Genomic DNA, 24,520 nt, shown 5'->3' with positions numbered 1-24,520 from the left:
AATGTATTACCGAGCGCCTACACCTCCACCAGCGTCAGCCGCTGCGTCGGCCGCGTCATCGCCACGTACAGCGACGCCGCGCCGCGCACCGACTCCGCGGCGAGCGCCGCCGGGTCGGCCAGCACGACCGCGTCGAACTCCAGGCCCTTCGCCTCGTAGCCGGTGAGCACCGAGATCGGGCGTGTCAGCCCGGCCGCCCCGCGGGCCGCCGCGTCGCCGAACCGCGCGCGCACCTCCGCGGCCACGGCCTCCACCTCGGCGGACGTCGCGATCACGGCGAGCGTGCCCTCCGCGTCCACGGACCGGTCGTGCGCGACCGCCTCCGCGACCGCGGCCGGCAGTCCCGCCGCGTCCGCCGCCACCCGCCGGATCGGCCAGTCGCCTTCCCGGACCGCGCGCGTCGGCGTGATCGGCAGCCCGGCCTCGGTCGCGATGCGCTCCGCTTCGCGGGTGATCTGCGCGGGCGTGCGGTAGTTGACGGTGAGCTCCTCCAGCCGCCAGGCGTCCTTGAACGACGGGCTGAGCGCTTCGTCCCAGCTGGTCGCGCCGGCGGCCGACGCCACCTGGGCGATGTCGCCCACGATCGTGAACGACTTCATCGGGCAGCGGCGCACGAGCACGCGCCACTGCATCGCCGACAGCTCCTGCGCCTCGTCCACGACCACGTGGCCGTAGGTCCACGACCGGTCGGCGAGGGCGCGCTCGGCGGTCGTGCCGCGGTCCTCCTGCTCGGCGAAACCGTCGGCGAGCTGCTCGGCGCTGACCAGGCCCTGCACGCCCATGTTGCGGATCGCCGCGCGGGCGTTCTCCAGGTCGCGCTTGCGCTGCCGCTCGCGCTCGCGGGAGGCCGGGTCGGCGCGGCCGGGGAAGTCGCCGAGCAGCTCGGCGGCCTCGTCCAGGAGCGGCACGTCGGAGACCGTGAACGGCGCGGTCCGGTCGCGCAGCAGCGCCTCCCGCTGCGCCGGCGTCCAGCGCGGCGTCAGCTCGGCCAGCCACGCAGGACGCGCGTACAAGTCCTGCAGCAGTTTCTGCGGGGTGAGCGGCAGCCAGGCCGTGTTGAGCAGCACGCGGACGTCGTACGAGGTGCGCAGGTCCTCCCGCAGCACCCGGAGGTCCGCCTCGTCGATGGTCGAGCCGCCGGCCCGGAGCTGGGCGGCCAGCTGGTCGGTCAGCTCCCCGAGAGCCTGCTTCACGAAGGTGACGCGCGCGACGTTGTGCGGCTTGCCGGTGCGCTGCGCCTTGGCGAGCGCGCGCTGGACGAGGTCGGGCTGGACCACCAGCCGCTCGTTGTCGACGACGATGGTCTGCGGCTCGGTCGGCGCCTTCTGGCGGGAGCGGACGGCGCGGGACAGCAGCCGCGCCATCTGGATGGAGCCCTTCAGCCGGGCGGCCTCCGGCGCGTCCTCGGTGGAGGCCTCCACGCCCGGGAACAGCTCGCCGAGCGTCTGCATGACGACGCCGGTCTCGCCGAGCGACGGGAGCACGGCCTCGATGTAGCGCAGGAACGCGGATGACGGACCGACGACGAGCACGCCGGAGGCGCTCAGCCGCTGCCGATTCGCGTACAGCAGGTAGGCGGCGCGGTGCAGCGCGACGGCGGTCTTGCCGGTGCCGGGGCCGCCCTGCACGACCAGCGCGCCGCGGATGTCGGACCGGATGATGCGGTCCTGCTCGGCCTGGATGGTCGCCACGATGTCGTGCATGCGACCGGTGCGCTGCGCGGTGAGGGCTGCCAGCAGCGCGCCCTCGCCCTGGACGTGCTCGCCGGACGCGTCGCCGTCGAGCAGCGACTCGTCGAAGACCTCGTCGTCGATCCGCACCACTTGGCGGCCGTTCATGGTCAGGTGGCGGCGGGCGCGCACGCCCATCCGCTCGTTCGCGGTCGCCTGGTAGAAGGCGCTCGCCTGCTGGGCGCGCCAGTCCACGAGCAGCGAGCGCTGGTCGTCATCGCGCAGACCCACGCGGCCGATGTAGCGGTGGTCGGTGCCGTCGACCGGCTCCTCCAGCAGCAGCCTCCCGAACACGAGCCGGGCGTCCACATCCCGGAGCTGGACGAGCTGGTCCTCGTACAGCCGGGCGAAAGCGTCGCGTTCGCTGCGCGCCTGGTGGTTGCTCCCGACGCTCTCCCGGCGCACCCGCGTCAGCCGCTCCTCCGTCTCCGCCCGGAGCGTGTCGAGACGCTCGTACAGGCCGGAAACGACGGTGCGCTCACGATCGAGCTCGGATTCCTGCACGCGCGAACCACCTTCCGGGATTACGGGCCGATAGTCTACGACCTCCGGCTATGAATGCGCTCCCAGCATCCGTGCGGCCCGCACCCGGTAGACTCGACGGACCAGCACGACTGGCCTGCCGGCATTGCCGGCGTGCGCGAGCGCCGGGCGGGGCCCCCGCCGCGCACCATCCACTCTTCTTTCCGGCGAAGACGTCGCCCTTCCGCGACGCCGCCGGACCGGCCCACCGTGGGCCGACTCTGCCAGAAAGGCACCAGTGACCAACCAGACTTTCGCCGACTTCGGCGTGCCCGCTCCCCTCGTCGCCGTCCTCGCGGCCGACGGCAAGACGGAGCCGTTCCCCATCCAGGCCGACACCCTGCCCGACACGCTCGCCGGACGCGACGTGCTCGGCCGCGGCAAGACCGGCTCCGGCAAGACCATCGCGTTCTCGCTGCCGCTGGCCGCACGGCTGGCAGCATCCACCGAAGGCGGTCGTCCGTCGCGCGGCTACCGCCGGCCCCGCGGCCTGGTGCTCGCGCCGACCCGCGAGCTCGCCACCCAGATCGACGCCACCCTCAAGCCGCTCGCGGCCGCGCTCGGACTCACCACGACCACGATCTTCGGCGGCGTCTCCCAGAGCCGCCAGGTGACCGCGCTGCAGGCCGGCGTCGACATCATCGTCGCCTGCCCCGGCCGCCTCGAAGACCTGATGAAGCAGGGCATCGTCCACCTCGACAAGGTGGAGCTCACGGTGCTGGACGAGGCCGACCACATGGCCGACCTCGGCTTCCTGCCCACGGTCACGCGCATCCTGAACGCCACGCCGGCCCGCGGCCAGCGCCTGCTGTTCTCGGCGACGCTGGACAACGGCGTGGACAAGCTGGTGAAGAAGTTCCTCCAGAACGAGGTGCTGCACTCGGTGGACGAGGCCACCAGCCACGTGGAGGCCATGACCCACCACGTCTTCGAGGTGGCCGACCAGGACGCCAAGAAGGACCTCATCCACGTGCTCGCCTCCGGGCGCGGCCGCCGCATCCTCTTCATGCGCACCAAGCACCAGGCCAAGCGGCTCGCCAAGCAGCTCACGTCGGCCGGCATCCCGGCCGTGGACCTGCACGGCAACCTGAGCCAGGGCGCACGCGACCGCAACCTCGCGGCGTTCGGCAGCGGGGACGTGCGCGTGCTCGTGGCGACGGACGTCGCCGCCCGCGGCGTCCACGTGGACGAGGTGGAGCTGGTCGTGCACGTCGACCCGCCCGCGGAGCACAAGGCGTACCTGCACCGCTCGGGCCGCACCGCCCGCGCGGGCAGCGCCGGCGACGTCGCCACCGTGATGCTGCCGGAGCAGGCGGGCGACGTGAAGCAGCTGCTGCGCGCGGCCGCGATCACGGCGACGCCGCAGCGGGTGACGGCGGAGTCGGCCGCGGTGACCGCGCTGGTGGGCGAGCGCGCGGAGCGCGTCGCTCCTGTCGCGGTCGTGAACGGCGGCGGGAACGGCGGCGGTCGTGGTGGCGCGAACGGTGGCGGCCGCGAGGCTGCCGCCTCGGGCGCCGGCAACGGCGCTGGCCGGAGGCGTCGTCGTGGGGGCGGCGGTCAGAACGGCGTCGCGGGTGACGCGGGCCAGAACGGCGCAGGTCGCGAGCCCGGAGGCCGCAACGGCGGCGGCCGGAACGCTGGCGGCCGGAATGCCGGAGGCCGTGAGGCCGCAGGTGAGAATGGCGTGGGCCGCAACGGCGGCCGGAACGGCGGCGGCCGGAACGGTGGTCGTGGCGGTGCCGACCAGACCGCCTCGGGCCGCAGCGCCGGAGGCCGCGGGGGCCAGAACGACAGCACCTCGCGCGGGAACGGCCGCGGCCGTCGCTCCTCCGGCGGCGACGCCGCGACGCACACCACCGGATCGGGCCACAAGGGCGGCTCGACCCACGGCTCGAACGCTCCCCGCCAGGGCATGCGCGTCGGCGACCTGGTGAATTCGGGCACCACCCGCGGACGCGGCACCCGCCGCGCCCGCGGCTGACCCACAACCGCACGCACAACGGAGGAGATCCGGCCGACAACCGGCCGGATCTCCTCCGTTGACTGCGTTTCGGGCCGTTCCCCGAGCGGATCTCCTCCGTTGCCCACCCGCCCACAACTCCGGAGACTCGGGACGACGCGCCGTGGGAGTGTCCGTAACTCCGGAGAATCAGGGCCGGGAGGGTGCGAATTCCGGTCGAACGAGATGGCCGGGTCCTCACGGACGGGACTCGGGGGAACGATTCCCGTGCTAGCGGACTGCGTGCGCCGCCAGGGAGGCGATCCCCGCCTCGATGCCGTCGATCAGGAGGCGGAAACTGCGGTCGAGGTCGTCGGGGAGGCCGAAGCCGCCGCCGAGTTCGAGGGTGATGAAGCCGTGGAGGGCGCTGCGCAGCATCCGGATGGCGTCGACCGTGGAATCCTCGGGGAGGCCGAAGCCGCGCAGCGCCGCCGCCAGGACGGCGATGGTCTCGCCGGCACGCGCCGCAAGCTCGGCGTCCGCCTCGGAGGCGAGGTCCGGCGCCACCTGGGTCGCCGCGTACCGGCCGGGGTGGCGGTGGGCGTAGGCGCGGACGGCGTCCGCGGCTGAGTGGATGGCATCCGACCCCGAGCGGCCGATGGTCGCCTCGGCGAGCACACCCGTCAGCTCGGCGACGCACTCGGTGGCGACCACGCGGCGCAGGTCGTCGAGGGAGGCGACGTGCTTGTAGAGGCTCGGCACCGCGACGCCCGCCCGGGAGGCGACGGCCGCGAGGGTGAGGCGGTCGAGGCCGTTCACGCCTCCGGCGTCCACGAGGTCCAGGGCCACCGCCGCGACCGCCGGGCGGGTGAGGCCGGCCCTAGGCACGCTTCTCACCCCAGCCGCTCTCCCGCCGCTCCGCCAGGAACCGCAAGGTCGCCGGGACGATGATGTCCGGCCGCTGGGCCTGCGGGTAGTGGCCGGCTTCGGGGACGCGGACGACCTCGGCGCCGAAGGACTCGATCCAGTCGGCCTCGGCGGCCGGGTCGCGGTAGTCGGGGTCGAGGGCTCCGACGAAGGCGAGGGTCGGGGCCTTCACTTCGGGCATCCGGGGCTCCACCACCGAGTGGGTGAGCTGGAGGGTGAGGTGGCGGAACGAGCGGAGCCGGCCGGGCTCCTTCATGTTGCGCTTGAGGTCGGCCGAGTGCTCCTTCAGCCACGGGGCGGTGCGGCCCTTGTTGATCGAGCGGTAGTAGCCCGCCCACACCGCCGGGCCCCACGGGCCGGTGAACAGCACGCGGTACATCCCGTGGATGGCTGCGACGGTCAAGCGGCTCATCGCCGGGTCGCGCAGCAGCGGGCCGTAGAGCACGAGGCCGGCGATCGCGTCGGGGCGCTCGGCGGCGGCCCAGGCGGCGGCGGCCGCGCCCATCGAGTTGCCGAGGACGACGGCGTTGCCGCCGAGCTCGTCGATCAGCGCGATCAGGTCGCGCGCGGTGGCGATGTCGCCGAACTCGCGGAACGTCGTGTCCGACTCCCCGTGCGCACGCAGGTCCGTGACGGCGACCCGGTAGCCGGCCTCCAGGAGCGGGCCGGTCAGCTCGCGGTACGTGGAGCGGAGGTCGCCCATCCCGGGGACGGCGACGACGAGCGGGCCGGAGCCCTCGACGGTGTAGCTGATGCGTCCCTCGGGGCGCTGCAGGAACTTGACCTGCGAAGCGATGGAAGTGTTCATAGCCGTAAAGCTAATACCATTAGCCAACGAGCGCAAGAGGAATTTTCGGAACTCTCCGGCGCGGGCTCAGACGAGCTTGCCCACCGACGCCATCGCGGCCTTGACCAGGGCGCTGCGACCGCCCTCGAGCTCCTCGCTGACCGTGTGCGACACGGCCTCCTCCGGCGTCATCCAGGTGATCTCCAGCGCGTCCTGCCGCGGTTCGCAGGTGCCGGTGACCGGCACGACATAGGCGAGCGAGACCGCGTGCTGCCGCTCGTCGGTGAACGCCGACACCCCCGGCAGCGGGAAGTACTCCGCGACCTGGAACGGCACCGGGCTCGCGGGCAGCAGCGGGAACGCCATCGGCCCGAGGTCTTTCTCCAGGTGCCGGAACAGCGCCTCGCGCAGCGTCTCCCCGTACATGACCCGGCCGGAGACCAGCGTGCGGGTGATCTCGCCCACCGCGTTGGCGCGCAGCAGCACGCCGACCTCGGTGACCTGGCCGAGGCCGTCCACCCGCACCGGCACGGCCTCCACGTAGAGCAGCGGCAGCCGTCTGCGGATCTGCTCCAGCTCGATGTCGCTCAGCCAGGCTGGGCCGGGCTGGACGCCCTCGCCGTCGAGCGGGTCGGGGGTCGGATCCGGGTCGGGGGTGCGCACGCTCATGCACTGATCCTACGGATGCAGTATCCCGGCGCCACCCGGACAGACCGATCTGTGGACTGCGCCGCGATCTGGGGGGATGTGGAGGACACGGTGACGTGCGCACAATGGACCATGCCCATCCCCGCCCCCGAGCTCCACCTCGATCACGAGGCGGTGCTCTGGTCCGCCGGTGAAGCCGACCGCGTCGGCCGCCCGCGACTGATCCTCCTGCACGGCTACGCGTCGGACGAGGCGGACCTCTTCGGGATCTCGGCCTACCTGCCGCTGGAGCCGGTGATCGCGTCGCTGCGTGCGCCGATCCCGGAGGGCCCGGGCTTCGCGTGGTTCTCGCGGTTCACCAACGTCTCCGTCGACCCGCTCGCCGCCAACGCCGACGCGGCGGCCCGCGCGGTCCTCGACTGGCTGGACGAGCAGCCCGACGCGCCGACCGGCCTGCTCGGCTTCTCGCAGGGCGGCGCCCTGGCGCTGCAGCTGATGCGCCTCGCGCCGGAGCGCTTCGACTTCGCGGTCATGCTCTCGGCGTTCGTCGTGCAGGGCACGGAGGAGGGCGACGCCGCGCTCGCCGAGCGCCGGCCCCCGGTGTTCTGGGGCCGCGGCACGCACGACGACACCATCCCCGCCGCGGGCGTCGCCCGCGCCGCGGACTGGCTGGCCGCCCACACCGCGCTCGACGCGCGCATCTACGAGGGTCTCGGCCACGGCATCTCGCCGCTCGAGCTCGGCGACATCTCCTCCTTCATCCGCACGCACCTGCCGCGCTGACCGCCGGACGCCGCGGGCCGACGCCGCGACTTGGCCGCTGTCGGTGGCCGGGAGCAGGATGGAGGCGATGAGCGACGTGCTCGACCGGTTCTCCCCCGCGACCCGTGAGTGGTTCCGCGGGGCGTTCGCCGCGCCCACGGACGCGCAGGCCGGGGCGTGGGAAGCCATCTCGCACGGCCGGCACGCGCTGGTCATCGCGCCGACCGGCTCGGGCAAGACGCTCGCTTCGTTCCTCTGGGCGATCGACCGCCTGGCGAGCGAGGAGCGGCCGCCGGACGCCCCGCGCGGCACCCGCGTGCTCTACATCTCGCCGCTGAAGGCGCTCGGCGTCGACGTGGAGCGCAACCTCCGCGCTCCGCTCGTCGGCGTCACGCAGACCGCGCGGCGGCTCGGCGCCGAACCACCCCACGTCAGCGTCGGCGTGCGCTCCGGCGACACCTCGTCGGCCGACCGGCGCGCGCTCGTGGCCTCGCCGCCGGACATCCTCATCACCACGCCGGAGTCGCTGTTCCTGATGCTCACGTCGCAGGCGCGCGAGACGCTCGCGACCGTCGAGACGGTGATCGTGGACGAGGTGCACGCCGTCGCGGCGACCAAACGCGGCGCGCACCTCGCGCTGTCCCTGGAGCGGCTCGACGCCCTGCTGGAGAAGCCCGCCCAGCGCATCGGGCTGTCCGCGACCGTCCGGCCACCGGAGGAGGTCGCCCGGTTCCTCGGCGGCAGCGCACCCGTGGAGATCGTGGCCCCGCCGGCCGGCAAGCGGTTCGATCTGCGGGTCGTCGTGCCGGTCGAGGACATGAGCGAACTCGGCACCTCCACCTACGCCAGCGACAACGACGACGGATCGGCTCCGCAGGCCGGCTCGATCTGGCCGCACGTGGAGGAGGCGATCGTCGACCGCGTGCTGGAGCACCGCTCCTCGATCGTGTTCGCGAACTCGCGGCGGCTGGCCGAACGACTGACCGCGCGGCTCAACGAGCTGTACGAGGAGCGGCTGCTCGGCGGCGAGGCGGGAGGCGCCGCGACCTCCCGGGCTCCGGCCGAGCTGATGGGCGGCTCGGACCAGACCAAGGGCTCCGCCGCGGTGGCCGACCCCGAGTCGCTCGTGCTCGCCCGCGCACATCACGGTTCGGTCAGCAAGGAGCAGCGCGCCCTCATCGAGGACGACCTCAAGTCCGGCCGGCTGCGCTGCGTCGTCGCGACCTCCAGCCTGGAGCTCGGCATCGACATGGGCGCGGTGGACCTCGTCGTGCAGGTGGAGGCGCCGCCCTCGGTCGCCAGCGGGCTGCAGCGGGTCGGGCGCGCCGGCCACCAGGTGGGCGAGGTGTCGCGCGGGGTCGTGTTCCCCAAGCACCGCGCCGACCTCATCCACTCGGCCGTCGCCACCGAGCGGATGGTCGGCGGCCTGATCGAGACGATGCGGATTCCGGCCAACCCGCTCGACATCCTCGCGCAGCAGACGATCGCGGCGACCGCCCTCGACCCGCTCGACGCCGACGACTGGTTCGACACCGTGCGCCGGGCCGCCCCGTTCGCGACGCTGCCGCGCAGCGCCTACGACGCGACCCTCGACCTGCTCGCCGGCCGGTACCCCTCCGACGAGTTCGCCGAGCTCCGCCCGCGCATCGTCTGGGACCGCGACGCGGGCACGCTCACCGGCCGCCCCGGCGCGCAGCGGCTCGCCGTGACCAGCGGCGGCACGATCCCCGACCGCGGGATGTTCGCCGTCTACATGGTCGGCGAGCGGGCCAGCCGGGTGGGCGAGCTGGACGAGGAGATGGTCTACGAGTCGCGCGTCGGCGACGTGTTCGCGCTCGGCTCCACGAGTTGGCGCATCCAGGAGATCACCCACGACCGGGTGCTGGTCTCCCCCGCCTTCGGCGAGCCGGGACGCCTCCCGTTCTGGAAGGGCGACGGCATCGGCCGGCCCGCCGAGCTGGGCGCGGCGGTCGGAGCGTTCGTGCGCGAGCTGAGCGCGGCCTCTCCCGCGGACGCCGAGCTGCGCTGCGTGGAGGCCGGCCTCGACGCCTTCGCGACGGCCAACCTGCTGGCGTTCCTGCGCGAGCAGAAGGAGGCCACCGGCCACACCCCGACCGACCGCACACTCGTGGTGGAGCGGTTCCGCGACGAGCTCGGCGACTGGCGCGTGGTGTTGCATTCCCCGTACGGCATGCAGGTGCACTCGCCGTGGGCGCTGGCGGTGCAGGCGCGCGTGCGCGAGCGCTACGGCATCGATGCCGGCGCGATGGCGGCGGACGACGGGATCATCGTGCGTATTCCCGACACGGAATCCACCCCGCCCGGCGGCGAGCTGTTCGTCTTCGAACCGGCCGAACTGGACGAGCTGGTGACGCTGGAGGTCGGCGGCTCGGCGCTGTTCGCCTCGCGGTTCCGCGAGTGCGCGGCCCGCGCGCTGCTGCTGCCCAAGTACAACCCGGGCAAGCGGTCGCCGCTCTGGCAGCAGCGGCAGAAGGCGTCGCAGCTGCTCGACGTCGCCCGCAAGTACCCGAGCTTCCCGATCATCCTGGAGACGGTGCGGGAGTGCCTGCAGGACGTCTACGACCTCCCGGCTCTGAACGAGGTGGCGCAGAGCATCGCCCAGCGCCGGATCACCCTGGTGGAGGCCGCGACCGAGACGGCATCGCCGTTCGCCCGCTCGCTGCTGTTCGGCTACGTCGCGGCGTTCATGTACGAGGGCGACAGCCCGCTCGCGGAGCGGCGCGCGGCGGCGCTGTCGCTCGACGCGGGGCTGCTCGCCGAGCTGCTCGGCCGCGCCGAGCTGCGGGAGCTGCTCGACCCGTCGGTGATCGAGCGGGTGGAGCTGCAGCTTCAGCGGCTCGACCCCGAGCGCCGGGTGCGCGGCGAGGAGGGCGTGGCCGATCTCCTGCGCCTGCTCGGGCCGCTCACGGTCGCGCAGGTGGCGGAGCGGCTGCAGGGTGAGGATGCGGGCGATGCGGCCGAGATCGAGGCGGCCGTCGCCCCGCCACATGCCACCCTGGCCGCCGCCCGGGCGCATCTCACCTCCCTCGTCGACGCCAAGCGCGCGTTGGCCGTCACCATCGCCGGCGAGGAGCGCTACGCCGCCATCGAGGACGCGAGCCGCCTCCGCGACGCGCTCGGCGTGCCCCTCCCGATCGGCGTGCCGGTCGCGTTCATCGAGCCGGTGGACGACCCGCTCGGCGACCTGGTCAGCCGCTACGCCCGCACGCACGGCCCGTTCGAGGTGGCGGAGGTCGCCGCCCGGTTCGGTCTCGGCCCCGCGATCGTGCACGACGCGCTGCGCCGGCTCTCCCGCGACGGCCGCGTGGTGGAGGGCGAGTTCCGCCCGCACGCCACCGGCTCCGAATGGTGCGACGCGGAGGTGCTGCGGCGGCTGCGGCGGATGTCGCTCGCCGCGCTCCGTCAGGAGGTCGAGCCGGTCGAGACCGCGACCTTCGCGCGGTTCCTCGGCGACTGGCAGCACGTCGGCTCCACGCTGCGCGGCGTGGACGCGGTGGCCTCGGTCATCGAGCAGCTCGCCGGCGCGCGCATCCCGGCCTCCGCGTGGGAATCGCTGGTGCTGCCGAGCCGCGTCGCGGACTACAGCCCGGCGATGCTGGACGAGCTCACCGCCACCGGCGAGGTGATCTGGGCGGGCGACGGCTCGCTGCCCGGCAACGACGGCTGGATCAGCCTCAACCTCGCCGACTCGGCCCCGCTCACGCTCGCACCGCCCGCCGATCACGAGCCCGACGAGCTGCAGCGCGGCGTCCTGGCCGCGCTCGCGCGCGGCGGCGGCTACTTCTTCCGGCAGCTCTCGGACACGCTCGGCGCCGAGCGCGGCGAAGCGATCGAGGACGCCACGCTCGTCACCGCCCTCTGGGACCTGGTCTGGGCCGGTCTGGTGACCAACGACACGCTCGCTCCGCTGCGCACGCTGACCGGCGGAGGCGGCGGCGCCCACAAGCGACCCAGGCAGCCCACCCGCTCCCGGATGTACCGCGGCCGCGTCGGTGCGCCGCGCACCTCGGCGATGGTGACCCGGATGGGGCCGCCGACGGTCGCCGGCCGGTGGTCGCTGCTCCCCGAGCGCGACCTGGACTCCACGATCCGCGCGCACGGGCAGGCCGAGACGCTGCTCGACCGGTACGGCGTCGTCACCCGCGGCTCGGTGATGAACGAGGGGACGCCGGGCGGCTTCGCGCTCGCCTACAAAGTGCTCAGCGGCTTCGAGGACAGCGGACGGGCGCGCCGCGGCTACTTCGTGGAGACGCTCGGCGCCGCGCAGTTCGCGAGCGGCCCGACCGTGGACCGCCTGCGCACCTTCGCCCGCGACCACACCCAGCCGCGCCCCTTCGAGGCGGTCGCGCTGGCGGCGACCGACCCCGCGAACGCCTACGGCGCCGCGCTGCCGTGGCCGGCCGTCCCCGCGCCGACCGGAGGGGTGGAGGGCGGCACCGGCCACCGGCCGGGGCGCAAGGCGGGCGCGCTGGTCGCCCTGGTCGACGGCGAACTCACACTCTACGTGGAGCGCGGCGGCAAGAGCCTGCTCTGCTTCGCCGACCAGGAGGACGAGACGGCGCGACCGGCTCTCGTCGCAGCCTCCCGCGCACTGGCCGGGCTGGTGACGTCGCGCCGCGTCGACAAGCTCGCGATCGAGACCGTCAACGGCGCCGGTGTGCTGGGCAGCCCGCTCGGCGCGGCCCTCGCCGAGGCGGGGTTCCTGGCGACGCCGCGCGGCCTCCGGCTGCGAGGCTGAGCGGATGCGCGCGAAGGAGGCCGCCCTGCCCGCCGGGGCGCCGGCCACGAGGATGACGGCCGATGCCCGAGGGTGACACCGTCTACCAGACCGCCGCGCGCCTGCGACGTGCGCTGGAGGGCCGGCTGCTGACCGAGACCGATTTCCGGGTGCCGAAGTACGCGACCGTCGACCTCAGCGGGCGGCACGTGGACGAGGTGGTCAGCCGCGGCAAGCACCTGCTGATCCGGGTGGGCGACCAGACCATCCACAGCCACCTCAAGATGGAGGGGTCGTGGGAGGTGTACCCGCCCGGCGGCCGCTGGCGGCACCCCGGCTTCCAGGCCCGCGTCGTGCTGCAGACCGCCGAGACGCAGGCGGTCGGCTTCCAGCTCGGGATCCTCGAGGTGGTGCCGCGGTCGCGGGAGGACGAGGTCGTCGGCCACCTCGGCCCCGACCTGCTCGGCCCGGACTGGGACGCCGGCGAGGCCGTGCGCCGGCTGGCGGAGCACCCGGACACCCCGATCGCCGTCGCGCTGCTCGACCAGCGCAACCTCGCCGGCATCGGGAACGTCTACGCCAACGAGTTCTGCTTCGTGCGCGGGATGCTGCCGACCCGGCCGGTGCGGGAGGCCGACCTCCCGGCGACCGTCGACCTGGCGCGCCGCATGCTGGTGGCGAACCGCGACCGCCCGATCCGCGTGACCACCGGCGACACCCGCCGCGGCCGCAACACCTGGGTGTACGGCCGCGACGGGCGCCCCTGCCTGCGCTGCGGCGCCCTCATCCGGCGCTCGGAGCTGGGCCGCACCGAGCTGGAGGAACGGGTCAGCTACTTCTGCCCGGTCTGCCAGACCTGAGCGGGACGCAAGCGGACATCAGGGCGCGTCCTCCTCGGTGACCCGCCGCCGGCGAGCGGCTCCCCGAGGGCCCGGCGCTAGGCTCGTCGCATGTCCGACCGGCGGCTCCCGCATCAGCCCGACGACGCGCACCTGCCCGACGACGCGACCGAGGAGGAGCGGCGGGAGGCCGGCGACCGGCTCCGCGAGCGGATCTACGTAACCTTCACGGCGCTGGCGATCCTGATGGCGCTGAACGCGCACGGCGAGCACCTGGACTCCCCGACCGTGCTCTGGACACTCGTCATCTCCGTCGTCGGCGTGCTGCTCGCGGGGCTCGCCTCCGACCTGGTCTCGCACATGATCGTGCACAACACCCTCCCGACCGCGCGGGAGTTCCGGCACCTGCTGGCCGTCGCCTCCCGCGCGCTCACGGTCCTCGCCGTGCCGCTGCTGGTCCTGATGGCGGCGATGCTCGGCTGGATGGCGGCGCAGACCGCCGTCGTGATCGCGATCGCGGCCCTCATCGCGTCGCTCGCGGTGATCGCGCGCATCGCGGTGTCGCGCACCGGCCTCGCCTGGTGGAAGCAGCTGATCGTGCTGATCGGCATCGTCGCGCTCGGTGTTCTCGTCGTCTTCCTGGAGCAGCTGGCGCACTGAGGGCGGCCGTTCGCCCCGCGCGTACCGTCCCTCCCGACGAACCGGACGCGTGCAAGGATGACGTATGGCGATCGCGCGAACCCGACCCGACCCGCGCAAGCTCAGCGCTGACGAAGAGGAGCTCTTCCACGCGTTCTACCTGATGCGGCGCGGATTCGATCGGACGCTCGACTCGCAGCTGCAGCGCGACGACGGCATCTCGATCTCCGAGCTCGAGGTGCTGATGTCCCTCGTCCGGTCGCCGGGGCGGCGGCTGCGGGTGCGCGACCTGGTCGAGCTGACCGGCTGGGAGAAGAGCCGGGTCTCGCACCAGGTGACCCGCATGGAGGCGCGCGGCCTGGTGGAGCGCGAGGACTGCGCCGAGGACCGCCGCGCGAGCTGGGTCCGGCTGAGCCGCGACGGGCGCCGCGTCGTCGTGCGTGCGCTGCCCCAGCACACGGCCACCATCCGGCGCATCCTCTTCGACGCGCTCACCCCCGGGCAGCAGGACGTGCTGCTCGCGATCTCGAAGCGGATGACCGAGGCGATGGCCGCCGCGCCCTGCCAGGAGCCCGCCGACGCGGAGCCCGCCGGCCCGGAGCCCGCCGACGCGGAGTCCGCCGGCCCGGCCGCGTGAGGACTCTCGCAGCGCCGCGCGCCCGCATGCCGTGAGCATGCTGAGAAGTGCTCGCTGATCTCCTGACCATTCCGCCGGAACACCGCGGAAACCAGGCTGTTCGCAGGCCGTTGCCCCTAGCGTTCTGGTGTGCGACGCCCGAACTTCCCCCCTGGAGACGACTCCGCCGCCGGCCGTGACGACCGTCCGGAGCCGCCGACCGAGGTCTTCGGACGCGTGCCCGCCGCCGACCCGCGCCGGCCGGTGCGGGCCACGCGGCCGGCGTCCGGTGTGCCCTCCGGGCGCAACGCCGGCGGACGCGCGGCAGGAGCGGGCGCGGCGGGAGCCGGTGCCGCAGGAGCAGGCGCGGCCGGCGCACCCTTCGATCTCTTCGGCCTCTCCGGTTCCCCTGCCCCCGGTCCCGCGGGCGACGACGGCGGTGCGGGCGACGGATCCGGTGACGGCGGCGCGGGTGGCGCGGGCGGCGGCAAGCCTCCGCGGAAGCGCCGGCGCGCCAAGCGCATCATCGTCTGGACGGCGGCCGGCCTCGCGGTCCTCCTCGTCGTCCTCGGCGGCTACGCGGCGTACAGCTACTTCCGGTTCGTCGGCGGCGTCAGCCATGTGGACGTCATCAACAAGACCGGCAACGACGTGGACGGCCAGGACCAGAACATCCTGCTCGTCGGCGACGACCACCGCCCGGACAACGCCACGCAGGCGGAGCTGAACCAGCTCAGCACCACCGCGGACGGCGGCGGCACCAACACGGACACGATGATGATCCTGCACATCCCCGCGAACGGGAAGTCGGCGACCCTCGTCTCCCTCCCCCGCGACTCCTGGGTCGACGTGCCTGGTCACGGGATGAACAAGCTCAACGCGGCGTTCTCGCTCGGCAACGGCGGCAGCGACCCGACCAGCGGGGCGAAGCTGCTCATCCAGACGGTCCAGAACCTCACCGGCCTGTCGATCGACCACTATGTGCGCGTCTCGCTGCTCGGCTTCTACACGATCGCGAAGGCCCTCGGGCCGATCCAGGTGTGCCTCAACAACGCGGTGAACGACCCGTACTCCGGCGCGAACTTCCCGGCGGGCGTCTCCACGCTGGACGCCCAGCAGGCGCTGTCGTTCGTGCGTCAGCGGCACGGCCTCCCGCGCGGCGACCTCGACCGCGTGGTCCGTCAGCAGTACTTCCTGTCGGTGGAGGCGCACAAGTTCCTGTCGGCCGGGACGCTGCTCAACCCGGGCAAGCTCACCAACGTCCTCGACGCCGTCAGCGGCTCGCTGGAGACCGACCCCGGGCTGAACTTCCTCCAGCTCGCGGCGCAGCTCCAGGGCCTGACCGGCGGCAAGATCCAGTCGGCCACCATCCCGGTCTCCGGCACCCCGACCATCACGGTGGACGGCAACGACGTGTCGATCGTGCAGGTGGACACGGCCGCGATGCCGGCGTTCATCAAGAGCCTGATCGGGACGCCCTCCGCCTACGACGACGCCAAGGCGGCCAAGCCCTCCGACACCACGGTGACCGTCCTCAACGGCGGCAGCATGAACGGCGCGGCGGCCACGGCGACGCAGACGTTCACGGCGGCAGGCTTCAAGACCGGCACCGCCGGCGACGCGAGCTCGCAGCAGACCACGACGATCGAGTACCCCTCCGGTCAGGAGTCGCAGGCCAAGGCCGTCGCGGCGCTGCTCCCCGGCGCGGCGGTCTCGGAGACCGGCAGCGTCAAGGGCGTCACGGTGATCCTCGGCGAGGACGGCCTGATGCCGGCCGCGCCCGGCGCCGCCCCTGCCGGCGGCTCCAGTGCCCCCGCCCCGGCGCCGGCCCCCACGCACTCCGGCCCCACCACCAACTACTCCAGCACCGTCTGCATCAACTGACCCAACAGTCGAGTACGCAGATTCTTCGCGTACTCGACGGTTTCCGCCTCGGCAGTTGCCGGCGCGGGGGGGTCAGTCGAAGAGGCGGCGGAAGACGTTGGTGTCGGCGAGGTCGATGAGCTCGTCGCCGCGGCCGGACATGATGGTGCGCAGCGCGTAGAGGGTGAAGCCCTTGACCTGCTCCGCGGTGATCGCGGGCGGGATGCTGAGCTCCTGGCGCGCGGTGACCACGTCCACGAGGGCGGGGCCGTCGTGGGCGAAGGCCGTGCGCAGCGCGCTCTCCAGCTCGTCCGGCTTCTCGACGCGCTGGCCGTGGAGGCCGATGGCCTGCGCGACGCGGGAGAAGTCCGGGTTCTCCAGCCCGGTGCCGTAGTTGACGAAGCCCGCGGCCTTCATCTCCACCTCGACGAAGTTCAGCGAGGAGTTGTTGAAGACGACGATCTTGACCGGCAGCTTCAGCTGCACCAGCGTCAGCAGCTCGCCCAGCAGCATCGCCAGGCCGCCGTCCCCGGCGAGCGCGACCACCTGCCGCCCGGGGAACGCCGCCTGCGCCCCGATCGACTGCGACAGCGCGTTCGCCATGCTGCCGTGGTTGAACGAGCCGATCAGCCGCCGGGAGCCGTTCATGCGCAGGTAGCGCGCGGCCCAGACCACCGGCGAGCCGACGTCCGGGATGAACACGGCGTCCTCGCTGGAGAGCTCGCTGATCAGCCGGGCGACGTACTGCGGGTGGATGGGCGTGCGGTTGCGGTCGTTCACCGCCAGCTCGTCCAGGCTCTTGCGCGCCTTCAGGTAGTGCGAGCGCGAGGCGTCGAGGTGCTTGGTGTCCTTTCGGTCCGCGAGCAGCGGCAGGAGCGCCTCCACCGTGTCCTTCACGCTGCCGACCAGCCCGAGGTCGATCGGCGTGCGCCTGCCGAGGTTCTCGCCGCGGAGGTCCACCTGGATGATCTTCGCCTTCGACGGGTAGAACTGCTGGTACGGGAAGTCGGTGCCGAGCATGAGCAGCGCGTCGCAGGACTCCATCGCCCGGTAGCCGGAGGAGAAGCCGAGCAGGCCGGTCATGCCGACGTCGTAGGGGTTGTCGTACTCCACGAACTCCTTGCCGCGCATGGCGTGCACCACCGGGGCCCGGAGCGCCCCGGCGATGTCGATGAGCTGCGGGTGGGCGCCCTCGACACCGGCGCCGGCGAGGATGGTGACCTTCCTGGCGCCGTTGAGGATGTCGGCGGCGGCCTGCAGCTCGCCGTCGGTCGGCCGCGTCACCCGCGGCGAGTAGACGATCGGCGCGGACGGCTTGCGGCCGACGCTCTCCGCGAGGAGGATCTCGCCCGGGACGACCACGACCGCGACGCCGCGGCGCTCGACGGCCGTGCGCATCGCGATCTCCAACACCCGCGGCAGCTGCTCGGGGATGCTCACGAGCTCGGTGTAGACCGACGCCTCGCGGAACAGGTCCTGCGGGTGGGTCTCCTGGAAGTAGGTGCTGCCGATCTCCGGCCCGGGGATCTGGGCGGCGATCGCGAGGACCGGCACCCGGCTGCGGTTGGCGTCGAACAGGCCGTTGATGAGGTGCAGGTTGCCGGGACCGCAGCTTCCGGCGCAGACGGCCAGCTCGCCGGTGAGGGCGGCCTCCGCCCCCGCCGCGAACGCGGCCGCCTCCTCGTGCCGGACGTGCTCCCAGGTGACGTCGCCCGCGCGGCGCAGCGCGTCCGTGAAGCCGTTGAGCGAGTCGCCGGGGATGCCGTAGACGCGTCGGACGCCCGCGTCCCGGATGATCTCCACGATGGTGTCGGCGACGGTGGTCATGCGGCGTCCTCCTCGGTCGGCGGGGCTGCGTGGGCGACCCGCGGCGGATAGGCCAACGCTACTCCGCGGGCCGGGGCCGCGTCTGGTCCCGTCCGTTCCGTCGTTCGGCGTCATGCACGGATTCATGCATCCATCGCAGAGCCGCGCCGCACTACTGTGTTCAGGTCATGGTCACGCAGTCTCGCGCCCTCGCCACCCGCGACGCCATCCTCCGGGGTGCGGCCGAGGTGTTCGGCGCGCGCGGCTTCGGGCTGGCCTCCATCGCCGACATCGCGGCGGCCGCTCGGCTGACCAAGGGAGCCCTGTACTTCCACTTCACCTCGAAGGACGAGCTGGCGCTCGCCGTGATCGCCGACCAGCACCGGCGCACGATGGAGGCCTCCGCCGCGATCCTGGCGGAGGGCCGGCCCGCGCTGGAGTCGCTGGTGCTGCTGAGCAGGAGCCTCGGCCGGCAACTGCTGGAGGACCCGGTGGTGCAGGCGGGCATCCGGCTGACGACGGAGATCGGCACCGCCGAGCAGCCGGTGACCGAGCCCTACGAGGACTGGTTCCGCTCGATCGAGGAGCTCACCAGGCGGGCGATCGAGGAGGGCGACGTGTCGGAGCGGGTCGACCCCGCGATGTTCGCCCACCTGCTGTCGCCGGCGTTCACGGGCGTCCAGCTGGTGTCGGCCGCGCTGACCGGGCGCGCCGACCTGTTGCAGCGGATCCGCGAGCTCTGGATCGTGCTGCTGCCGGGGATCGTGGCGGACGGCCGGCTGGACGCGCTGCGGACGCTGCCCGACCTCGTCGTGGAGTGACGGCGCACGTCTGACGGGGGCTCCCCAGCCCGCGCCGATCGGGGAACCGCCCGACCGACATCCCCCCAGTGGTCGCCGTTGCGACGTGCACGTCGGTCGGGCGTTCGCCCCCGCAGAGCCATATTACATGCATAACCGGTCGATCGGTTTGTTTCGACGCCCGGCACCGTCGCGGGGCGCGTACGGGGGCGTCGGTTAGAATCGCGGACGGGGGAGCCGCGCGAGCGGTTCGATTCACGCACCGCCTGGGGAGGTCGCCGATGTCGGCACGCACGAAGCAGAAGAAGCGCGCGACGATGCGCCTCGTCTACATCGACTTCTGGTCCGCGCTGAAGATGTCGTTCCTGGTCAGCCTGGTGCTCGCCGTGGTCATCGTCGCGCTCACGCTGCTCGCCTGGTCGGTGCTCGACAAGGTGGGCGTGGTGGGCTCGATGTCCTCGTTCTTGGAGAGCATCGCGGGCGCCCAGGGCGCCTCGCTGGTCGCCGGTCTCACCTTCTCCAACGTGATGACGTTCACCCTCGTGGTGGCGCTGCTGGAGGTCATCGTCGTGTCCGCGCTCGGCGCGATCGTCGCGGCGCTGTTCAACCTCGCCACCAACGTCGTCGGCGGCTGGAAGGTCACGTTCGGGAGCGACTGATCTCCTCGGGGCGATCGGCCGCCGCGGGCGCCGACGCGTCGCGGAGCCGGTGCAGCCCGCCGACCAGGAGGTCGACGCCGAACGCGAAGGCCGCGGCCGAGTCCGTCTCGTCCAGCGGGTCGGCCGCCTCGCCGGTGGCCAGGACGCCGATGCTGTCGAACTGCATCCGCTGCTGCTCGTGCGAGACGTGGCCAAGCACGAAGTGCAGCAGTGCGGTCGCCGCGCGCGCCGCGGTCTCGTCGTCGAAGCCCCCCGAGCGGACCGCGGCCTCCAGCCGCTGCTGGGCGGGCGCCCCGCCCAGGCCGAGCGCGGCCGTGCTGGCGACGACCTCGGCGCCGTCGCGGTAGGCGAGCAGGGCGTCGCGGAGGGCGGCGGCCTCCCCGCGCACCCGGTCGGGCCAGTCGGCCCCCGCGCCGGCGGCGGGGACGGCGGCCCGGCCGACGATGCGGTCCGCGAGCTCGGCGAGCAGGGTCTGCTTGTTCGGGAAGTGCCAGTAGAGCGCGCTCGCCTGCACGTCGAGCGCGGCGGCGAGCCGGCGCATGGTCAGATCCGGGAGGCCGTAGTCGTCGAGGATCCGCAGAGCGGTCTCCGCCACGTCGTCGCGGGTGTGCCTGCGTGCGCTTTCGTTTCCCGTCACGGCACCACTATAGTGAACGCTGTTCAGGTGAACAGTGTTCAGGTGAAGGAAACCCCCGATGACCGACTCCCCCCGCACCACCCCGGCCGCCCGCCCCTCCCGCCGGGCGATCGACGCCACCGACCTCGCCCGCGTCGCCGTCGTCGCGGCGATCGTGGCCGTGCTCGGCCTGCCCGGCGGCTTCACCGTCTTCGGCGCGGTCCCGATCACCGCTCAGACGCTCGGCGTCATGCTCGCCGGCGCACTGCTCGGACCCTGGCTCGGCGCGCTCTCGATGACCGTCCTCCTGGCGCTCGTCGCCGCCGGGCTCCCCCTGCTCGCGGGCGGCCGCGGCGGCATCGGCGTCTTCGTCGGCCCGTCGGCAGGCTACCTGTTCGGCTGGATCGTCGGCGCGGCCGTCATCGGCCTGATCGTGCACGCCGGCAACCGCAAGCCCGTCGCCTGGCGGACGCTCGTGGGCGTCATCGTCGGCGGCATCCTCGTGGTGTACGCGGTGGGGATCCCGGTGCAGAGCCTCGTCACCCGGCTGCCGCTCGGCGAGACCGCCCTCACCAGCCTGGTGTTCGTGCCGGGCGACCTCATCAAGGCCGCGATCGCGACGGCGGTGGTGACCACGCTGGTCCGCGCCTACCCGCGCGCGTTCCGGCGGACCTGGGCGGCCAAGCCGGCCACCGCTCCCGAGACGGCGCCGGCCGCAGGACGGGACGGCGCGCCTGTCGCATGAGCCCGATCGCCCCGCTGCGCGACGACGATCCCGCACTGCTCGACCGGCTCCGGGAGGCCAGGGCCGCCGGCGGCGTCCCGCTCGTGCTCGACGGCCGCCGTCCGCCCGCGCAGCTGACCGCGGCGGTGGAGGCGGCGACCCGGGCCGGGCTCGGCGATGCAGGAGACCCGGACCGGATCGGCTGGGCGACGCTGACCTCGGGCAGCAGCGGGCCGCCGCGGATCGTCCTGCGCACGCACGAGTCGTGGGCGTCGTCGTTCGCTGCGGTGGCCGAGTTACTGGGCCGCGGCCGCGCCGTCGCCCTCCCGGCTCCCGCGTCCTCCTCCCTCACCCTGTTCTCCCTCGCGCACGCGCTCGACGGCGGCCCGCGACCGGTGCTCGGCGGCGCGGCGCTCGCGGACGGCTCCGGCGCCGACTGCTTCCACGGCACCCCGGAGTCGCTGCGGCGCTTGCTGGAGTCGGGAGCGGCCTCCGGCATCCGCTCGGCCCTGGTCGGCGGCTCGCGCCTCGACCCGGCGCTGCGGTCCAGGGCCGAGGCGGCCGGGCTGCGCGTGACCGCGTACTACGGCGCGGCGGAGCTGTCCTTCGTCGCCGTCGACCACGGCGACGGGCTCGTCCCATTCCCCGGCGTGGGGCTGCGGGTGCGCGGCGGCGAGCTGTGGGTGCGCTCCCCCTACGTCGCCCACGGCTACGCTGGCGTTCCGGGGCCGCTGCGCCGCGACGGCGACTGGGCGACGGTCGGCGACCGGGCCGAGCTGGTCCCCGCTCCGGGCGGCGGCGAGCGCGTGCGCCTGCTCGGCCGGGCGGACGGCGCCATCCTGAGCGCGTCGGCCACCATCGTGCCGGACGAGGTGGAGGAGGCGCTGCGGTCGGTTCCCGGTGTGCGCGACGCCGTGGTGTTCGGCCTCCCGACCGGGCGGATCGGCGCTCTCGTCGCCGCCGTCGTCGAGCCGGAGGGCGCCGTCCCGTCGCTCGCCGTGCTCCGGTCCGCGGCGGCCGAACGGCTCGCCCCCGCGCACCGTCCGCGCCGCTGGTTCGCGGCCGAGCTGCCGCGCACGGCCGCGGGCAAGCCGGCCCGCGCGGAGGCCGTCCGGCGCGTGCTCGACGGGGAGGTGCGGCCGCTTGAACGCTGAGCGCTCCCCCATCGTCATCGCCGCGCGCCGCACCCCGATCGGCACCCGCGGCCGCGCTCTCGCGGGCCTGCGCGTGGAGCAGCTGGCCGCTCCGGTGCTGCGCGCCGTCCTGGACGACGCCGCGACCGCCGCCGGCGCACCGGCCGACGTCGCCGACGTGCTCCTGGGCAACTGCATGGGCCCGGGCGGCAACCCGGCCCGGGTCGCCGCGCTGGCCGCCGGGCTGGACGCCGCGATCCCTGGCGGCACGGTCGACCGGCAGTGCGGGAGCGGCCTGGCGGCGATCCTCGACGCGGCCGCCGGGATCCGGGCCGGCGACGGCAGGGCCCGGCTCGCCGGAGGTGTGGAGAGCGCCTCCACAGCCCCGGTCCGGTCGGTCGACGGGGTCGCCTACGACCGGGCGCCCTTCGCGCCGGAAGGCTTCCCGGATCCGGACATGGTGCGGGCGGCGGAGGATCTGGCGACGCACGACGGCATCCCGCGGTCGCGGCTCGACGCGCACGCCGCGCGCAGCCACGCCCGGGCGCGGGAGGCGTTGGCGGCCGGGCGGTTCGCGGACGAGCTGGTGCCGCTCGCCGGGCTCGACCGGGACGACGCGATCGGCGCGGCCGACCGGCTGCTGCCGCGCCTGCCCGCACTCTTCCCCGGCGGCGCGCTCACCGCCGGGACCGCGACCCGCATCGGCGACGGCGCGGCGGCCGTCCTGGTCGCTCCCGCCGGCGCCGCTCCGGGACTCGCGGTGCGCGCCGGCGCGATCGTCGGCTGCGACCCCGCGCTGCCCGGGATCGGCGCGGCGCCCGCGATCCTGTCCGCACTCGCGGCCGCCGGCGTCGAGCGGCACCAGGTCGCCGCGTTCGAGCTCGTGGAGGCGTTCGCATCGCAGAGCATCGCCGTCCTGGAGCGGATCGGCGTCGCCGAGGACGACCCGCGCGTGTGCGCGGACGGCGGCGCGCTCGCCCTCGGGCACCCGTGGGGCGCCAGCGGCGCCGTCGCCGTGGTCCGGCTGTTCAGCCGGCTCGTGCGCGGCGGGGCGCCGGCCGGGACGATCGGCGTCGCCGCCGCGTCGGTCGGAGGCGGCCTCGGCGTCGCCGCGGTGCTGGAGGTCGTGCGGTGAGCGCCCTCCGGCTGCGGGACGTCGGCGTGCGCCTCGGCGACGTCGACGCGCTCCACGACGTCACCCTCGACCTCGACGCGCGCACGGTGGCGGTGATCGGCGAGAACGGGTCGGGGAAGTCCACGTTCGCGCGCCTCCTCGGCGGGCTGGTCCCCGCCTCCGCCGGGGAGCTGCGCGTGCTGGGCCTCGACCCGGCGCGGCAGGCCGCGGAGCTGCGGAAGCGGATCGCGGTCGTGTTCAGCAACCCCGACGCCCAGATCATCATGCCGACCGTCGCGGAGGACGTCGCCTTCTCGCTGCGGGCCGACCGGCTCGGCCGGGAGGCCACCGCAGCCCGGGTGGCCGAGGCGCTCGACCGGTTCGGGCTGGCCGCGCTCGCCGACCGGCCGTCCCACGACCTGTCCGGAGGGCAGAAGCAGCTCCTGGCGCTCTGCGGGGCGTTCGTCCGGCGTCCGGAGCTCGTGATCGCCGACGAGCCCACCGCCTACCTCGACGCGCGGAACGCGCGCCGCGTCGCCGACCACCTCCTCGAGGACGCCGGGCACCGCCTCCTCCTGGTCACCCACGACCTGGCCCTCGCCGCGCGCTGCGACGCCGCGGTGCTGTTCGCCGGCGGCACCGTGGCCGCCGTCGGTGAGCCGGGCGACCTGATCGCGGCATACGAGCGTCTGCTCGCCGAGGGGAGCCTCCCGTGCTGACCCTCTACCGCCCGGGGACGGGACCGCTGCACCGGATGCCCGCCGGGCCGAAGCTGCTGCTCGTGCTCGCGGCGGTGCTCGCGGTGTCCCTGCTGCCCTCCACCTGGGCCGCGGCCGGGATCGCCGCCGCACTGCCCGTGGTCGCCTACGCGCTCGCCGGGCTGGGCGACGGCATGCTCGGCCTGCGCGAGCTCGCCCGTCAGGTGCTCGCCGTACGCTGGGTGATCGTGATCACCCTCGGCGGCCAACTGCTCTTCCTCGGCCCGGAGCCGGCCGTCGCCAACACGGCCCGGGTGACCTCCGCCGTCGTGCTCGCGGCGCTGCTCGTGCTGACCACCCGGGTCACCAACCTGCTGGACGCCGTCGAGCGCGGCCTCCGGCCGCTCGCCGCCCTGCGGGTCGACCCCGCGCGGGCGGCGCTGCTGCTGACCGTGACGCTGAGCACCGTGCCCGTCCTCGCGGGGCTGGCGCGCGACGTCCGGGACGCCCAGCGCGCCCGCGGCGCCCGGGCCGGCCTGCGGGCGTTCGCCGTCCCGTTCCTGGTGGTGGCGTTCAAGCACGCGGACGAGCTGGGCGACGCGTTGACGGCGCGAGGCGTGCGATGAGCGGCGGCGTGACAGGGCCGCGTGTGCTCGGCCCGACGGTCGACGACCAGACCCGCTGCGTCCACTACCGGACGCCGCTCGACGTGATCGCGATCCGGTTCGCCTGCTGCGGCGAGTTCTACCCGTGCCACGCCTGCCACGCGGAGACGGCGGGCCACCCGGCGGAGCAGTGGCCGGTGGCCGAGCGGGACGAGCGGGCGGTGCTGTGCGGGGTGTGCAAGGCCACGCTGACGATCGCCGACTACCTGGAGGCCGACTCCTGCCCGGAGTGCGGGGCGCCGTTCAACCCGGGGTGCACGCTGCACACGGAGCTGTACTTCCAGGTGTGACGCCC

At 74.1% G+C, this 24,520-nt stretch carries 21 protein-coding genes; 15 read left to right on the top strand and 6 right to left on the bottom strand.

All coding sequences use genetic code 11. From position 1 onward, the window contains the following. Positions 1–17 precede the first annotated feature (17 nt). On the bottom strand, positions 18–2,234 hold the full coding sequence (locus HNR13_RS06245) for an ATP-binding domain-containing protein (RefSeq protein ID WP_179604959.1): 2,217 nt from the start codon (positions 2,232–2,234) through the stop codon (positions 18–20). Between the two features lie 256 nt (positions 2,235–2,490). On the opposite strand from HNR13_RS06245, the gene HNR13_RS06240 reads away from it, so the two are divergent. Continuing rightward, entirely contained in the window at positions 2,491–4,233 is a 1,743-nt protein-coding gene (locus HNR13_RS06240) for a DEAD/DEAH box helicase (protein WP_179604958.1), read from the top strand. Between the two features lie 249 nt (positions 4,234–4,482). On the opposite strand, the gene HNR13_RS06235 is transcribed toward HNR13_RS06240, so the two are convergent. The 3 genes from HNR13_RS06235 to HNR13_RS06225 all read right to left on the bottom strand — a co-directional run bounded on the left by HNR13_RS06235 (position 4,483) and on the right by HNR13_RS06225 (position 6,574). Beyond that, positions 4,483–5,079 carry a WHG domain-containing protein gene (locus HNR13_RS06235; RefSeq protein ID WP_179604957.1) on the bottom strand — a complete coding sequence of 199 codons (597 nt, stop codon included), beginning with the start codon at positions 5,077–5,079 and terminating at the stop codon, positions 4,483–4,485. Next, the gene (locus HNR13_RS06230) at positions 5,072–5,926 is read right to left on the bottom strand and encodes an alpha/beta fold hydrolase (protein ID WP_179604956.1); all 855 of its coding nucleotides are present in this window, start codon (positions 5,924–5,926) and stop codon (positions 5,072–5,074) included. The genes HNR13_RS06235 and HNR13_RS06230 overlap by 8 nt, the downstream gene beginning before the upstream one ends. A gap of 66 nt (positions 5,927–5,992) precedes the next feature. Further along, complete coding sequence (locus HNR13_RS06225) at positions 5,993–6,574, bottom strand: NUDIX hydrolase family protein (protein ID WP_179604955.1); 582 nt, start codon at positions 6,572–6,574, stop codon at positions 5,993–5,995. A gap of 111 nt (positions 6,575–6,685) precedes the next feature. Between HNR13_RS06225 and HNR13_RS06220 the strand changes: the two genes are divergently transcribed. From HNR13_RS06220 to HNR13_RS21995, 6 genes are all read left to right on the top strand, one after another. Continuing rightward, entirely contained in the window at positions 6,686–7,336 is a 651-nt protein-coding gene (locus HNR13_RS06220) for an alpha/beta hydrolase (RefSeq protein ID WP_179604954.1), read from the top strand. 67 nt (positions 7,337–7,403) lie between these two features. After that, positions 7,404–12,074, top strand: coding sequence for an ATP-dependent helicase (locus HNR13_RS06215; RefSeq protein ID WP_179604953.1), 4,671 nt, complete (start codon positions 7,404–7,406; stop codon positions 12,072–12,074). Positions 12,075–12,136: 62 nt separating this feature from the next. Continuing rightward, positions 12,137–12,913 carry a DNA-formamidopyrimidine glycosylase family protein gene (locus tag HNR13_RS06210; protein WP_179604952.1) on the top strand — a complete coding sequence of 259 codons (777 nt, stop codon included), beginning with the start codon at positions 12,137–12,139 and terminating at the stop codon, positions 12,911–12,913. A gap of 90 nt (positions 12,914–13,003) precedes the next feature. After that, a complete protein-coding gene (locus HNR13_RS06205) occupies positions 13,004–13,552 on the top strand; it encodes a hypothetical protein (RefSeq protein ID WP_179604951.1) in 549 nt (182 codons plus the stop codon). A 64-nt stretch (positions 13,553–13,616) separates the two neighbouring features. Further along, the gene (locus HNR13_RS06200) at positions 13,617–14,168 is read left to right on the top strand and encodes a MarR family winged helix-turn-helix transcriptional regulator (protein ID WP_179604950.1); all 552 of its coding nucleotides are present in this window, start codon (positions 13,617–13,619) and stop codon (positions 14,166–14,168) included. A 129-nt stretch (positions 14,169–14,297) separates the two neighbouring features. After that, a complete protein-coding gene (locus HNR13_RS21995; RefSeq protein WP_179604949.1) occupies positions 14,298–16,031 on the top strand; it encodes an LCP family glycopolymer transferase in 1,734 nt (577 codons plus the stop codon). 72 nt (positions 16,032–16,103) lie between these two features. On the opposite strand, the gene poxB is transcribed toward HNR13_RS21995, so the two are convergent. Next, positions 16,104–17,837, bottom strand: coding sequence for a ubiquinone-dependent pyruvate dehydrogenase (gene poxB, locus HNR13_RS06190; protein WP_179604948.1), 1,734 nt, complete (start codon positions 17,835–17,837; stop codon positions 16,104–16,106). 167 nt (positions 17,838–18,004) lie between these two features. Here poxB and HNR13_RS06185 point away from each other — a divergent pair, with 167 nt between their 5' ends. Both HNR13_RS06185 and HNR13_RS06180 read left to right on the top strand, forming a co-directional pair. Then, complete coding sequence (locus tag HNR13_RS06185) at positions 18,005–18,637, top strand: ScbR family autoregulator-binding transcription factor (RefSeq protein WP_179604947.1); 633 nt, start codon at positions 18,005–18,007, stop codon at positions 18,635–18,637. Positions 18,638–18,897: 260 nt separating this feature from the next. After that, positions 18,898–19,275: a DUF3566 domain-containing protein gene (locus HNR13_RS06180; RefSeq protein WP_179604946.1), complete on the top strand. Its 378-nt coding sequence runs from the start codon at positions 18,898–18,900 to the stop codon at positions 19,273–19,275. Here the strand turns inward: HNR13_RS06180 and HNR13_RS06175 are convergent. Beyond that, entirely contained in the window at positions 19,256–19,912 is a 657-nt protein-coding gene (locus HNR13_RS06175) for a TetR/AcrR family transcriptional regulator C-terminal domain-containing protein (RefSeq protein ID WP_179604945.1), read from the bottom strand. The two genes, HNR13_RS06180 and HNR13_RS06175, sit on opposite strands and share 20 nt — an antisense overlap. Before the next feature lie 58 nt (positions 19,913–19,970). On the opposite strand from HNR13_RS06175, the gene HNR13_RS06170 reads away from it, so the two are divergent. From HNR13_RS06170 to HNR13_RS06145, 6 genes are read left to right on the top strand one after another with little or no spacing between them, the layout of a single operon-like run. Next, a complete protein-coding gene (locus HNR13_RS06170; protein ID WP_179604944.1) occupies positions 19,971–20,636 on the top strand; it encodes a biotin transporter BioY in 666 nt (221 codons plus the stop codon). Then, complete coding sequence (locus tag HNR13_RS06165; RefSeq protein ID WP_179604943.1) at positions 20,633–21,769, top strand: AMP-binding protein; 1,137 nt, start codon at positions 20,633–20,635, stop codon at positions 21,767–21,769. Before HNR13_RS06170 ends, HNR13_RS06165 begins: the two co-directional genes overlap by 4 nt. Continuing rightward, positions 21,759–22,883 carry a thiolase family protein gene (locus HNR13_RS06160; RefSeq protein ID WP_218881181.1) on the top strand — a complete coding sequence of 375 codons (1,125 nt, stop codon included), beginning with the start codon at positions 21,759–21,761 and terminating at the stop codon, positions 22,881–22,883. The genes HNR13_RS06165 and HNR13_RS06160 overlap by 11 nt, the downstream gene beginning before the upstream one ends. Then, positions 22,880–23,581: an ATP-binding cassette domain-containing protein gene (locus HNR13_RS06155; protein ID WP_179604942.1), complete on the top strand. Its 702-nt coding sequence runs from the start codon at positions 22,880–22,882 to the stop codon at positions 23,579–23,581. The genes HNR13_RS06160 and HNR13_RS06155 overlap by 4 nt, the downstream gene beginning before the upstream one ends. Further along, complete coding sequence (locus HNR13_RS06150) at positions 23,575–24,186, top strand: CbiQ family ECF transporter T component (RefSeq protein ID WP_179604941.1); 612 nt, start codon at positions 23,575–23,577, stop codon at positions 24,184–24,186. Before HNR13_RS06155 ends, HNR13_RS06150 begins: the two co-directional genes overlap by 7 nt. Further along, a complete protein-coding gene (locus tag HNR13_RS06145) occupies positions 24,183–24,515 on the top strand; it encodes a CHY zinc finger protein (protein WP_179604940.1) in 333 nt (110 codons plus the stop codon). The genes HNR13_RS06150 and HNR13_RS06145 overlap by 4 nt, the downstream gene beginning before the upstream one ends. Positions 24,516–24,520 lie beyond the last annotated feature (5 nt).

This window comes from Leifsonia shinshuensis (assembly GCF_013410375.1).
In the GTDB taxonomy this organism is placed as follows: domain Bacteria; phylum Actinomycetota; class Actinomycetes; order Actinomycetales; family Microbacteriaceae; genus Leifsonia; species Leifsonia shinshuensis.
This window is presented reverse-complemented; position numbering and strand designations above follow the sequence as displayed.

Coding starts and splice junctions, on each gene's coding strand:
- HNR13_RS06230 (WP_179604956.1), bottom strand. CDS start 5,926: ATGAACACTTCCATCGCTTCGCAGGTCAAGTTCCTGCAGCGCCCCGAG.
- HNR13_RS06225 (WP_179604955.1), bottom strand. CDS start 6,574: ATGAGCGTGCGCACCCCCGACCCGGATCCGACCCCCGACCCGCTCGAC.
- HNR13_RS06220 (WP_179604954.1), top strand. CDS start 6,686: ATGCCCATCCCCGCCCCCGAGCTCCACCTCGATCACGAGGCGGTGCTC.
- HNR13_RS06215 (WP_179604953.1), top strand. CDS start 7,404: ATGAGCGACGTGCTCGACCGGTTCTCCCCCGCGACCCGTGAGTGGTTC.
- HNR13_RS06210 (WP_179604952.1), top strand. CDS start 12,137: ATGCCCGAGGGTGACACCGTCTACCAGACCGCCGCGCGCCTGCGACGT.
- HNR13_RS06205 (WP_179604951.1), top strand. CDS start 13,004: ATGTCCGACCGGCGGCTCCCGCATCAGCCCGACGACGCGCACCTGCCC.
- HNR13_RS06200 (WP_179604950.1), top strand. CDS start 13,617: ATGGCGATCGCGCGAACCCGACCCGACCCGCGCAAGCTCAGCGCTGAC.
- poxB (WP_179604948.1), bottom strand. CDS start 17,837: ATGACCACCGTCGCCGACACCATCGTGGAGATCATCCGGGACGCGGGC.
- HNR13_RS06185 (WP_179604947.1), top strand. CDS start 18,005: ATGGTCACGCAGTCTCGCGCCCTCGCCACCCGCGACGCCATCCTCCGG.
- HNR13_RS06180 (WP_179604946.1), top strand. CDS start 18,898: ATGTCGGCACGCACGAAGCAGAAGAAGCGCGCGACGATGCGCCTCGTC.
- HNR13_RS06170 (WP_179604944.1), top strand. CDS start 19,971: ATGACCGACTCCCCCCGCACCACCCCGGCCGCCCGCCCCTCCCGCCGG.
- HNR13_RS06165 (WP_179604943.1), top strand. CDS start 20,633: ATGAGCCCGATCGCCCCGCTGCGCGACGACGATCCCGCACTGCTCGAC.
- HNR13_RS06145 (WP_179604940.1), top strand. CDS start 24,183: ATGAGCGGCGGCGTGACAGGGCCGCGTGTGCTCGGCCCGACGGTCGAC.